Raw genomic sequence first — 12563 nt, 5'->3', positions numbered from 1 at the left:
GAAACCGTGAGCGGAGAGGGTGCCGAAATGAAGATCACTGTGATGGGTGCCAGCGGGCAGATCGGCACCAAAGTCGTCGAGCTGCTGCGTGCCGCCGGCCATGAGACCGTGGCAGCCGCCCGTAATTCAGGTGTCGACGTGCTGACCGGAGAGGGCTTGGCCGAGGCGCTGTCCAGCGCCGATGTGCTGGTCGATGTGGTGAACTCGCCGGACTTCGCCGACGGACCGGTGCTGGACTTCTTCACCAAATCCACCACCAACCAGGTGGCCGCGGCCAAAGCCGCCGACGTCGGCCACTACGTGGTGCTGTCCATCGTGAACTGCGACGGCCTGCCCGACAGCGGCTACATGCGTGCCAAGGTCGCCCAGGAACGCATCATCGCCGACTCCGGGCTGCCCTACACGATCGTTCGTGCCACCCAGTTCGATGAGTTCGCCGACGGCATCACCGCCTCGCTGACCGTCGACGGCGAAGTCCGGGTGCCCGAAGGCCTGATCCAGCCGATCGCCGGTGCCGAGGTGGCCGCCGAAGTGGCCCGCGCTGCTCAGGCCGCACCGGTCGACGGGATCGTCAACATCGGCGGCCCGGAGAAGCTGACCTTCGCTGAACTGGCCGCTCTGACGCTGGCCCATCGGGGCGAGGACATCCCGATCGTCGTCGACCCGGATGCGGTCTACTTCGGCACCAAGATCGGCGACACCGGCCTGGTCACCGGCGACGACGCGACCCTGGCGGCCACCCGACTGGTCGAATGGCAGGCGGCCCAGTGAACGAGCTGGCGGGTCAGACCGCTCTGGTGACCGGCGGGACCGCGGGCATCGGACTCGAATCCGCGCGGTTATTGGCACGACACGGCGCCTCGGTGATCATCACCGGCCGTTCCGCCGCGCGTGGCGCCGCCGCGGTCGCCGATCTCGGCGCCGGGGTGCGATTCGTGGCCGCGGATCTGTCCGACCTCGATTCGGTGAAGTCTCTGGTGCACCACTGCGGCGATGGCGTCGACATCGTGGTGAACAACGCCGCCAGCTTCCCCGGGGCGCTGACCGTGGAACAGGACGTGGCCTCGTTCACCGCGACGTTCGACACCAATGTGCGGGGCGCCTACTTCCTGGTGGCCGCTCTGGCGCCGGGGATGATGCGCCGCGGGCGCGGCAGCATCGTCAACGTCACCAGCATGGTCGCCTTCAAGGGCGTTCCCGGGGCGTCGAGCTACAGCGCCTCCAAAGCCGCACTGGAGTCGCTGACCCGCACCTGGGCCGCTGAGTTCGGCCCGCACGGTGTGCGGGTCAACAGCGTTGCTCCGGGGCCGACCGCCACCGAGGGCGTCGTCGCCGAATGGGGTGACGTCAACGACGAACTGGGCCGGGCTCTTCCACTTGGGCGCACCGCCCGCGCCGTCGAGATCGCCGAAGCCGTGCTGTTCCTCGCGTCGCCGCGCTCCAGCTTCATCACCGGATCGACGCTGCACGCCGATGGCGGCGGGGCCGCCGCCTGACCCGCGCCCGCATTTCAGCGGTGGGCGTTGAGATTGCGCTGAGGGTTGTGCACGCCGTGAATTCACGACCCTAGATGCAATCTCAACTGCCATGGCATCGTCCATGGGCGCTGCGCTGACGAGTGGTGCGCACAACTCGTCACCAAGAGTGCATCGACAGGTCATCCCGTGCTTGCCTCGTCGCTGCCTGGCTGCGCGACCGTGCAGCGTGTGAGCACTCCTTCTGTTCTCATCGCCCCTGAGGCCGCCGCCGATTCTCCCGCTTCTGGGACCGACAACACCCCGCGCTACTCGCTGCTGTTGTCCACCGACCCCGACATGATCGAAGCCGCGCAGCGGATGCGATTCGAGGTGTTCAACACCGAGCCGGGATTTCGCCTGACCGACTCCCGCGACGGCCCGCCCGGCCTGGACGCAGACCATTTCGACCAGTACTGCGACCATCTGCTGGTGCGCGACGACGCCACCGGCGAGCTGGTCGGCTGCTACCGAATGCTTCCTCCCACCGGGGCGGTCGCCGCCGGAGGTCTGTACAGCGCAACCGAATTCGATGTCACAGCGCTGGATCCGCTGCGGCCGTCACTGGTCGAGATGGGCCGCGCGGTGGTCCGGCCGGCGCACCGCAACGGCGCGGTCGTGCTGCTGATGTGGGCCGGAATCCTGGCCTACCTCGACCGCCACCAGTACGACCACATCGCCGGCTGCGTGTCGGTGCCGGTGTGCGGGCAGGGCGCCCCCGGCGCGCAGATCCGCGGTGTCCGCGACTTCGTTCGGCGGCGCCATGCCTCCCCGCACCGGGTGCGGCCGTATCGGCCGGTGATGGTCGACGGCAAGGGCATCGACGAGATCGCGCCGCCGGCTCGCCCGACCATGCCACCGCTGCTGCGCGGCTACCTAAGGCTGGGTGCGCGGGTCTGCGGCGACCCGGCCCACGACCCGGCCTTCGGGGTCGGGGACTTCCCGGCCCTACTGCACCGCAGCGAGGCCGACACTCGCTACCTGCGCCGGCTGCGGTCGGTTTCCGCGGCGTCGGCGCTGGCCGGGCCTGCAGAGACCGCTGACACCGCGGCGCACGCGTGAACGCGTGGGCTCCCCGGGCCGTCTGTACGCCGCGATGCGTCGGCGGCCCCAGCGAGCGGCCGTTCCCGGCGGTGGTGGCACTGCGGATGGCACTGGCGGTGCTGCTCGTGCCGCTGCTGCCCCTGCTGGCAGCGCCGGTTCCAGGCCGCGTCCGGCTGCAGCGCGGCGGCTGCCGAGTGGTGTTGCGCTGCTTCGGGGTGCAGGTCAGCACGACCGGCGGGCCGGTGCGCAACCTGCGCGGCATGTTGGTGGTCAGCCCGCATGTGTCCTGGCTGGACGTGTTCGTCATCGGTGCGGTTTTGCCCGGGACGTTCGTGGCGCGCGCCGACCTGATCAGCTGGCCCGGCATCGGAGCGCTGGCCCGTCTCATGCGCATCATCCCCATCGAGCGGGGCAGTCTGCGGGGGTTGCCGGCCGTGGTGGACACGGTGGCGGCCCGACTGCGGGCCGGCCGCACGGTCGTGGCCTTCCCGGAGGGCACCACCTGGTGTGGACGGGTCCATGGCCGGTTCTATCCGGCGCTGTTTCAGGCAGCCGTGGACGCGGGCCGGCCGGTGCAGCCCGTGCGGCTCACCTACCACCACCAGGACGGGGCGCCGTCGACCGTGCCCGCCTTTGTCGGTGACGACACTCTGCTGGCCTCGATGCGGCGTCTGATCACGGCGCGGCGCACCGTCGCGCGGGTGCATGTCGCTGCCCTGCAGTTGCCGGGAACCGATCGGGGTGAGCTCGCCGCGCGTTGCCAGGCGCAGGCGGGTGAGCCGCTCCGGCCCTGCCGAGGACCCCACGTCGCCTGTTGAGCAGGGCTGTGGCCTCGCCGCAGCGCCGGGACGGCAGCGCGAGCCCGGTATCCTGGGCAGGTCATGGTCTATCTGGATCACGCCGCCACCACCCCGATGCACCCTCAGGCCATCGAGGCGATGGCTGCTGTGCTGGGCACCGTGGGCAACGCCTCCTCGTTGCACGCCGCAGGCCGCGCCGCGCGCCGGCGGATGGAGGAGTCCCGGGAGTCCATCGCGGCGCGACTGGGCGCGCGGCCCTCGGAGGTGGTCTTCACCTCCGGCGGCACCGACGGCGACAATCTCGCCGTCAAGGGCATCTACTGGGCTCGCCGCGACGCCGATTCGAAGCGGCGCCGGATCATCACCACCGAGGTCGAACACCACGCCGTCCTGGATTCGGTGGGCTGGCTCGCCGAACACGAGGGCGCCGAGGTCACCTGGCTGCCCACCGAGGCCGACGGGTCGGTGTCACCGGACGCGCTGCGCGAGGAGTTGGACGGTGGCCGGGCCGACGATGTCGCCCTGGTTTCGGTGATGTGGGCCAACAATGAAGTCGGGACGGTCTTGCCGGTCGCTGAACTGGCCGCGATCGCTGCGCAGTTCGGGGTGCCGATGCATTCTGACGCCGTCCAGGCCGTCGGGCAGCTGCCGGTCGACTTCGGTGCCAGCGGGTTGTCCGCGCTGAGCCTGACCGCGCACAAGTTCGGCGGGCCGTGCGGAACCGGTGCACTGCTGATCCGTCGCGACGTGACCTGCGTCCCGCTCACACACGGCGGGGGACAAGAACGTGACATCCGTTCGGGTACGCCCGATGTGGCCGGGGCGGTCGGAATGGCGGCCGCACTTGAGATCGCCGTGGGCTCGTTGGAGGCCACCGCCGAGCGGGTTGCGGGCCTGCGCGACCGGCTCATCGACGGAGTGCTCGCCCGGATCGACAACACCCGTGTCAACGGGTCGCTCACCCGGCGACTGCCCGGCAACGCGCACTTCACCTTCGCCGGCTGCGAAGGCGACTCCCTGCTGATGCTGTTGGACGCCAACGGAATCGAGTGCTCCACTGGATCGGCCTGCACCGCCGGTGTGCCGCAGCCCTCCCATGTGCTGATCGCGATGGGCGCGGACCCGGTCGCTGCCCGCGGATCGCTGCGACTGTCGTTGGGGCACAACAGTGTCGAGGCCGACGTTGATGCTGTGCTGGCCGTACTGCCCGGCGCGGTGGACCGGGCTCGCCAGGCGATGCTGGCCGCAGCGGGAGCAGTGCGATGAAGGTCGTGGCCGCGATGAGCGGCGGGGTGGACTCCTCGGTGGCGGCAGCCCGCATGGTCGATGCCGGGCACGAGGTGGTCGGCGTGCACCTGGCGCTGTCGCGCAACCCGGGCACCCTGCGCACCGGCTCGCGCGGGTGCTGCTCGCGGGAGGACTCCGACGATGCCCGCCGCGTCGCCGACGTGCTGGGCATCCCGTTCTACGTGTGGGACTTCTCCGAGCAGTTCAAAGAAGAGGTGATCGACGACTTCGTCGACTCCTACGCACGCGGCGAGACCCCCAATCCGTGCATGCGGTGCAACGAGAAGATCAAGTTCGCCGCGGTGGCCGCGCGAGCCCTCGCGCTGGGCTTCGACATGGTCGCCACCGGTCACTATGCCCAGCTCACCGATGGTCGACTGCGCCGCGCGGTGGACGCCGACAAGGACCAGTCCTATGTGCTCGCGGTGCTGTCCGCCGAACAGCTCCGTCACGCTGCGTTCCCGATCGGGGACACCCCCAAGCCACAGATCCGTGCCGAAGCCGCCGAACGTGGCCTGGCGGTGGCCAGCAAGCCCGACAGTCACGACATCTGCTTCATCCCGACCGGTGACACCCGCACCTTCCTCGGTGGCCACATCGGGCTACGGCCAGGGGCCGTGGTGGACACCCGCGGGTCGGTCTTGGCCGAACATGAGGGTGTGCACGGCTTCACCATCGGTCAGCGCAAGGGCCTGGGCATCGCTGGGCCCGGCCCGGACGGTCAGCCGCGCTACGTGACCGACATCGACGCCGCCACCGGCACGGTGACTGTGGGATCCGCCGCCGATCTGAACGTGGTGGAGCTGACCGGGCGGGCACCGGTGTTCACCTCGGGGCAGCCGTGGCGTGGCCCCGTCGAGTGCGAGGTGCAGGTGCGTGCTCACGGTGAGACGGTCGGTGCGGTGGCCGAATTGGTCGGCGAGAAGTTGCAGGTGCGGCTTCGTGAGCCGCTGCGTGGCGTGGCCCGCGGCCAGACGCTGGTCTGCTACCGCCCCGACGCGCGAGGCGATGAGGTGATCGCCAGCGCCACCATCGCCGCCACCCGCGCTTAGCGGTGGCACGTGCACCGACCGTGCACGCAGATCGGCGGTGGGGCGTTCTTCTCGGTCTGGATGCACGTTCGGCGCGGGTGCGGGCCTACCCGGGTACCGCGGCAGCCATGTTCGTCACCACCAGCTCGGCGTCGGACTCCGAAAAGCCGCAGTAGGTGACCTCCAGCAGGACCACCGACTTGACCAGGTAGGACCGGCCACAGTCACCGGCCTGGGTGCGCAGCGAGTCCTCGTCGGAATCCCAGTCGCTGACCAGGCCCTGGCCGGCGGAGGTGTCGGCGCACTCGACGACCACGTTGACCAGCGCGGCCAGCGCCTGGCGGGCCGTCGCGGGGTCGGGGTAGACGGCAGCGCCCTCGGAGACCATTGCGGCTTTCGGTGGGTATTGGTAGGTGGTCTTGTGGAAACGTGTCGCCGCGGACCCGAACACCGCGGTCTCGGCGAAGATGAAGCGGCACGGCGGCGGGACGGTGGCGGCCAGGTCGTCGATGTCGGTGGGTGCACTGGAATCCATGGTGGGGATGACCGTGAGCCGCTCGTCGGCGCCGACGATGGCCCGCATCCGGGGTGTGCCGAGCATGATGCGGCTGAGATCCACCGCGCCGACGGGGACCGGCAACGCCACGAGGGGCAGCGCCGTGCCGTCGACCAGCCGGGTGCAGCCCACCAGCGCTGAGGCCACCGCCCAGATCGGCACCAGCCGCGACATCCTCACCATCGAAGGCTAGCCCGCTGTCAGCGGGGCCATGTCACTTCAATACGGTTGCCCGGTGAGTGCTTTCGCCACCGGGACGGGGCTGGGTTCGTGGCCGGGCACCTCGGCGCGTGCAGCGGCTGAGGTGGTGGTCGGCGAGTTGGGCGGTGGTGGCCTGGCCCACCTGGTCGAGCTGCCGGACCGTGGAGTGGGCGCCGACATGATCGGCCGGACCGGCGCGCTGCTGGTCGACATCGCCATCGACACCGCCCCGCGCGGCTACCGACTGGCAGCGCGTCCCGGAGCTGTGAACCGCCGCGCGGTGAGCCTGCTCGGCGAGGACGCCGACGCGCTTGAGGAGGCGTGGGAAGTCGCCGGCCTGCGCGGTGGCGGACACCCGGTCAAGGTGCAGGCGGCCGGTCCGCTGACCTTGGCCGCAGAGCTGGAGCTGGCGAACGGGCACCGGGCGATCACCGATTCCGGTGCGTTGCGAGATCTGGCCGCATCGCTGGCCGAGGGCCTCAGGTGGCACCGGTCGGAACTGTCCCGCCGGCTCGATGCGCCGGTGATCGTGCAGCTCGATGAGCCATCTCTGGGCGCCGCAGTCACCGGCCGGCTGGCCGGCGTCACCGCATTGAGCCCGGTGGCCCCCATCGACGAGGCGGTGGCAACCGCCTTGCTCGACAGCTGTGCCGACACCATCGGAGGCGAGGTGCTGGTGCACAGTTGTGCGTCGGGACTTCCCTGGAAGGTGTTGCAGCGTAGCGCGATCACGGCATTGGCGCTGGACTGCACCGGATTGGATTCTGCCGACTACGACCAGATCGGTGCATTCGTCGATTCCGGCCGCACCGTGGTGATGGGGCTGGTTCCTGCGCGTGCTCCGGAGCGGACGCCCGCTGCCGAAGAGCTGGCGACCGCGGTCGCGGCGATCACCGACCGGATCGGGTTCGCCCGCTCGGTGCTGGCCGAGCGGGTCGGGATCAGCCCGGTGTGCGGGATGGCCGGCGCGGGCGCCGCGTGGGCGCGCACCGCACTGGGGCTGGTGCGCAAGGTTGCCGAGGCCCTGGCCGGCGACCCCGAAGCGATCTGACCGCGGTAGCTCAGGCCCCGTCCAGGCAACGGATCAACCGCGGCGGTGCGGCCAGCCGAAACGACGCGTCGACCAACTCGCGGACCTCGTCCCAATCCACCGCCGCCGCGTCGAAGTCGAGTCCGAGCCAGCCGAACGGGCCCATGTACATCGGATAGAAGAACCGCGGATCCTGCTCCAGGGCCCGCCGCTCGGACTCCTCCACCTTGACCAGCAGCGCATGCGGATGGGACACCACCTCGCCGGCGGCCTTGCTGTTGCCGCCGTAGATCGCGAACATTTTCCGGGCGCTGAACACCGGGCGGCCCCAGGAGATCTTCTCGATCGCTTCGGGAAAGCCCAGCGCGAGCCGCCGGAGCTCCGGCAGGCCGGGGTCGTCGTCGCGGAACATGATCGGGTGCGGCATGCCGCCAGGGTAGCCAGAACAGATAACCTGCGAAGGTGAGTCCAGAGGTCGACAACGTGCCCCCCGACCTCCGGCGGCAGTGGTATGACCTGGCTGAAGAGGTGCGCGAACACCAGTTTCGCTACTACATCAAGGACGCGCCGATCATCACCGACGGCGAGTTCGACGAGCTCTTCAACCAGCTGCTCGCGCTGGAGGAGGCGCATCCGGAGCTGCGTACCCCCGACTCGCCGACCCAGCTGGTGGGCGGCGCCGGTTTCACCACCGATTTCACGCCCGCTGAGCATCTGGAGCGAATGCTGTCGCTGGAAGATGTGTTCTCGCCCGATGAACTGATGGCCTGGGCGGGCCGCGTCAGCGCGGAGATCGGCGGCGACACCACCTATCTGTGCGAACTCAAGGTCGACGGCGTGGCTCTGGGGCTGGTGTACCGCGACGGCAGACTGATCAGCGGAGCCACCCGCGGCGACGGCCGGGTCGGTGAGGATGTGACGCTGAATGCGCGCACCATCGCCGACATCCCCGAATTCCTCAACCCCGACACCGAATTCCCGGTCCCGGCCGTGTTGGAGGTACGCGGGGAGGTGTACTTCCGGCTGGAGGACTTCGCGAACCTCAACGCTGGACTGGTCGCCGAGGGCAAGCCGCCGTTCGCCAACCCCCGCAACAGCGCGGCAGGCTCGCTGCGGCAGAAGAATCCGGCGGTCACCGCCCGGCGCAACCTGCGCATGGTCTGCCACGGGCTCGGCTACGCCGAGGGATTCAGCCCCGACACCCTGCACTCGGCCTACCGCGCGATGGCAGCCTGGGGGCTGCCCGTCTCACCGCACACGGTCCGCGTCGAGGGCGTGGCCGCCGTGGCCGAACGCATCGCCTACTGGGGCGAACACCGGCACGACGTCGACCACGAAATCGACGGTGTGGTGGTCAAGGTCGACGACCGGGCGCTGCAGCGCCGGCTCGGGGCCACCTCCCGGGTGCCGCGCTGGGCGGTGGCCTACAAATACCCGCCGGAGGAGGCGCAGACCACGCTGCTCGACATCCGGGTCAGTGTCGGGCGCACCGGTCGCGTCACCCCGTTCGCCTACATGACACCGGTCAAGGTCGCCGGCTCCACGGTGAGCCTGGCCACCTTGCACAACGCCTCTGAAGTGCAGCGCAAGGGCGTGCTGATCGGCGACACCGTGGTGATCCGCAAGGCCGGTGACGTGATTCCCGAGGTGCTGGGCCCCGTGGTGGATCTGCGCGACGGCACCGAGCGGGAGTTCGTCATGCCGACGCAGTGCCCGGAATGCGGAACGCTGCTGGCGCCGGCCAAGGAAGGCGACGTCGACATCCGCTGTCCCAATTCCCGCTCCTGCCCGGCGCAGCTGCGCGAACGGGTCTTTCACGTGGCCGGCCGGGGCGCGTTCGACATCGAGGCCCTGGGCTACGAGGCGGCCACGGCGCTGTTGAGCGCGGGGGTCATCACCGACGAAGGCGATCTGTTCACCCTCACCGAAGACGACCTGTTGCGCACCGCGCTGTTCACCACCAAGGGCGGTGCGCTGTCCAAGAACGGCCGGCAGCTGTTGGCCAACCTCGACAAGGCCAAGTCCCAACCCTTGTGGCGGGTGCTGGTGGCGTTGTCGATCCGGCACGTCGGACCGACCGCAGCCCGGGCACTGGCGACGGAGTTCGGCAGCCTGGATGCGATCACCGCGGCATCCACGGAGCAGCTGGCTGCCGTGGAGGGCGTCGGCCCCACCATCGCCGCCGCGGTCACCGAATGGTTCGACGTCGACTGGCACCGCGCGATCGTCGACAAGTGGCGGGCCGCCGGGGTCCGGATGGCAGACGAGCGCGACGCGAGCATCGAGCGCACGCTGGAGGGGCTGAGCATCGTGGTGACGGGGTCGCTGACCGGATTCTCCCGCGACGAGGCCAAGGAGGCCATCATCGCGCGCGGCGGCCGTGCGGCCGGGTCGGTGTCGAAGAAGACCGCTTATGTGGTGGCAGGCGACGCCCCCGGCTCGAAGTACGACAAGGCCGTCGAACTCGGGATCCCCATCCTGGACGAGGAGGGGTTCACCCGGCTCCTGGCAGAGGGGCCCGTGTCCAGCGAGGATTAGCCAGCTCTCAGCTTATTGACAGTCTCGGTGAAGTATGGCAGCGTTCCCAAGCGAAGTGCAACATACTGTTGCAGTTCATCGGGTGGGGTGCCGCTGACCGCAGCGCGTCAGCTCCTGCGTCGTTCACAGGCCGGAAGAGCGGGGACACGATGAGCACGAGTGACAACGTCTTGTGGGGCACCGACACGCAGTCCCGCGGAAGGGCGCGCAAACGGGTTCGCCAGGCCAATCTCGCGATCGGGGCGTTCTTGAGCTGCGGCATGCTCCCGCTGGCCGCCGCGCCCGCGGCACAGGCCGATCTCGAGGACGTGTTCGACCAGCTGTTCTCGCCGTTTGTCGACACCGCCAGCAGCAGCCTCGACTGGGAGGCGTTCTCCGACGCGACGGCGTGGGAGACCTTCTTCGACCCGGCGCACTGGGATGCCGCATGGGCCGGGCTGAACGACCTCGGCACTGTGCAGGCGGCGCTGGCTTCGCCGGTCGGTCTGACCAGCTTGTTCGATGACTTGATCTACACCCCGATCCACACCGGCGTCGACAATTTCATCAACAGCGATCTGGGCCAGCAGGTCGGCGGGCTGATCAATTCGCTGGTGGGTTCGTATGCGATCGGTGACGGCGCGGACGGCACCGCCGAGAACCCTGACGGCGGGGCCGGCGGTTGGCTGTTCGGCGACGGTGGTGCCGGCTACTCCAGCACCACCGACGGTGTTGCCGGGGGTGCCGGTGGAGCTGCGGGGTGGTTCGGCAACGGTGGCGCCGGCGGGGCGGGCGGCGAGGGTGCCGCCGGTGGGGCCGGCGGCAGCGGCGGTTGGTTGCTGGGCATCGGTGGGGCCGGCGGTGACGGTGGCGACGGGGAGATCGGCGGAGCCGGTGGGGTCGGCGGTGCCGGTGGCTGGCTGTTCGGCATCGGTGGCGCCGGCGGCGTTGGCGGTGATGGTGTCGACGGCGGGCGCGGTGGTGACGGCGGCAACGCCATCGGCCTTTTCGGCAGCGGTGGTGACGGCGGCGACGCCGGCGACAGTGGCGTGGGCGGCAGCGCCACCCGGCTGCCCGCCCTGGGCGGGACCGGAGGCAACGGCAGTCAGTTGGGGCTCGGCGCCCACGGCGATGTCGGCCGGTTCGGCACCGGTGTTCCGCTGAGCGGCGGTACTGGCGGCTACTCGACAGTGGGCTCGTGGATGATCGACAGCGAGGGCCGCGTGGTGATCCTGCACGGTTTCGACCACGTGAACAAGCTGGCCCCTTATGAGCTGTCGGCCAACGGATTCGGCGAGGACGACGCTGCGTTCCTGGCCGCCAACGGCTTCAACAACATTCAGCTGGGCCTGATCTGGGCAGCGGTGGAACCGGAGCCCGGGGTCTATGACTACGACTACCTGGCCTCGGTCGCGCAGACCGTACAGACCCTGGCCAACCACGGCATCACCAGCAACATCTACCTGCATCAAGATCTCTACAGCACTCCGTTCGGGGGCGAGGGGGCGCCGGAGTGGGCGGTGCAGACCGGCGGGCTGCCCAACATCGACGTGGGCTTCCCGTGGAGCTACTTCGTCAACCCCGCGCAGAACCACGCCTGGGATGCGTTCTGGGGTAACGCCAAGGCACCGGATGGAATCGGGTTGGAGACCCATCACGCGCAGATGCTGCAGGTGGTGGCGCACTACTTCAAGGACAACCCCGGCGTGGCCTCCTTCGGTGTGATCGCCGAACCGCACGCCGGATCGCACTGGCTGTCAACCGCGTTGGGTAATCCCTACTTCGACGCCCAGCAGCTGACGCCCTTCTACAACCAATCAGTCGCGGCCATCCGGTCGGTGGACCCCGATACGCCGATATTCGTGCAGCCCAATGTGCTCTTCAACCTGGGGATCCAGACCCAGCTGGGCGAGGTCGACGACGACAACGTCATCTACTCGTTCCAGCACTTCTGCCCGTCCGTCGACCTGTTCGGTGTCGACTTCTTCTGCAGTTTCTTCGCCGACATCGGGATTCAGAACGCCTCGACCTACCCGGATACGTACAACATCCCGGCACATATCGGTGGGTTCGGCGCCAGCAACGTTCCCGGCGCGCACAGCTCCGTGGTGGATGCCGCGGCGCGACACCAGTACGGCTGGGCGACGTGGGTCTACAACGGCATGAACGACATCACCACCACCTCCAAGTCACGCGATGCCGAATCGATCGTGTACGACACCAACCTGCCGCCGACCGGAGACAATGTCGACGCCACGAAGCTGGCGATACTCGCCGAGCCGTACCCCCAGGCGGTGGCCGGGATCCCGACCGCCTGGACATTCGACAACGGCACGTTCCAGTTGAGTTACTCGACCGACATGGCCGGTGGGGGAGTCTTCGGCGCCGGATCCCAGACCAACATCGCGGTACCTGAGGTCATCTACCCCAACGGCTACGAAGTGAGTGTCACCGGCGGCCACGTGGTCTCGGCGCCCAACGCCACCGTGCTGGTGATCGCGTCGGATGACGGAGCCGCCACCATCAACGTGACCGTGACCGCCGCGGCCGGCTGAGCGCCACCGGCCGCGGCGCGACGCGCGC

The 12563-nt window shown here is 69.4% G+C and carries 11 protein-coding genes; 9 read left to right on the top strand and 2 right to left on the bottom strand.

What is annotated here, in order from left to right:
• Positions 1–27: 27 nt before the first annotated feature.
• From AWC18_RS11040 to mnmA, 6 genes are all read left to right on the top strand, one after another.
• The gene (locus tag AWC18_RS11040; protein WP_085138745.1) at positions 28–771 is read left to right on the top strand and encodes an SDR family oxidoreductase; all 744 of its coding nucleotides are present in this window, start codon (positions 28–30) and stop codon (positions 769–771) included.
• On the top strand, positions 768–1496 hold the full coding sequence (locus AWC18_RS11035) for an SDR family NAD(P)-dependent oxidoreductase (RefSeq protein ID WP_234806496.1): 729 nt from the start codon (positions 768–770) through the stop codon (positions 1494–1496). Before AWC18_RS11040 ends, AWC18_RS11035 begins: the two co-directional genes overlap by 4 nt.
• A 210-nt stretch (positions 1497–1706) precedes the next feature.
• Positions 1707–2576: a GNAT family N-acetyltransferase gene (locus tag AWC18_RS11030; RefSeq protein WP_085138828.1), complete on the top strand. Its 870-nt coding sequence runs from the start codon at positions 1707–1709 to the stop codon at positions 2574–2576.
• Entirely contained in the window at positions 2573–3376 is an 804-nt protein-coding gene (locus AWC18_RS11025) for a lysophospholipid acyltransferase family protein (protein WP_085138743.1), read from the top strand. The genes AWC18_RS11030 and AWC18_RS11025 overlap by 4 nt, the downstream gene beginning before the upstream one ends.
• Before the next feature lie 63 nt (positions 3377–3439).
• Entirely contained in the window at positions 3440–4624 is a 1185-nt protein-coding gene (locus AWC18_RS11020; RefSeq protein WP_064999762.1) for a cysteine desulfurase family protein, read from the top strand.
• Positions 4621–5697 (top strand): tRNA 2-thiouridine(34) synthase MnmA, encoded by a 1077-nt coding sequence (gene mnmA, locus AWC18_RS11015; protein WP_085138742.1) that lies wholly within the window; start codon positions 4621–4623, stop codon positions 5695–5697. Before AWC18_RS11020 ends, mnmA begins: the two co-directional genes overlap by 4 nt.
• Before the next feature lie 85 nt (positions 5698–5782).
• Here the strand turns inward: mnmA and AWC18_RS11010 are convergent, their stop codons facing one another.
• The gene (locus AWC18_RS11010; RefSeq protein WP_234806495.1) at positions 5783–6415 is read right to left on the bottom strand and encodes a sensor domain-containing protein; all 633 of its coding nucleotides are present in this window, start codon (positions 6413–6415) and stop codon (positions 5783–5785) included.
• Between the two features lie 52 nt (positions 6416–6467).
• On the opposite strand from AWC18_RS11010, the gene AWC18_RS11005 reads away from it, so the two are divergent.
• Positions 6468–7484, top strand: coding sequence for a uroporphyrinogen decarboxylase/cobalamine-independent methonine synthase family protein (locus AWC18_RS11005; protein ID WP_085138827.1), 1017 nt, complete (start codon positions 6468–6470; stop codon positions 7482–7484).
• A gap of 10 nt (positions 7485–7494) precedes the next feature.
• Here AWC18_RS11005 and AWC18_RS11000 read toward each other — a convergent pair whose 3' ends face one another.
• Complete coding sequence (locus tag AWC18_RS11000; protein WP_085138740.1) at positions 7495–7890, bottom strand: MmcQ/YjbR family DNA-binding protein; 396 nt, start codon at positions 7888–7890, stop codon at positions 7495–7497.
• Positions 7891–7925: 35 nt separating this feature from the next.
• Between AWC18_RS11000 and ligA the strand changes: the two genes are divergently transcribed.
• On the top strand, positions 7926–10001 hold the full coding sequence (gene ligA, locus AWC18_RS10995; protein ID WP_085138739.1) for an NAD-dependent DNA ligase LigA: 2076 nt from the start codon (positions 7926–7928) through the stop codon (positions 9999–10001).
• Positions 10002–10150: 149 nt separating this feature from the next.
• Positions 10151–12535: a PGRS repeat-containing protein gene (locus AWC18_RS22215; protein ID WP_085138738.1), complete on the top strand. Its 2385-nt coding sequence runs from the start codon at positions 10151–10153 to the stop codon at positions 12533–12535.
• Positions 12536–12563: the final 28 nt, after the last annotated feature.

The sequence above is a fragment of the Mycolicibacter nonchromogenicus genome (genome assembly GCF_002101775.1).
In the GTDB taxonomy this organism is placed as follows: domain Bacteria; phylum Actinomycetota; class Actinomycetes; order Mycobacteriales; family Mycobacteriaceae; genus Mycobacterium; species Mycobacterium nonchromogenicum.
This window is presented reverse-complemented; position numbering and strand designations above follow the sequence as displayed.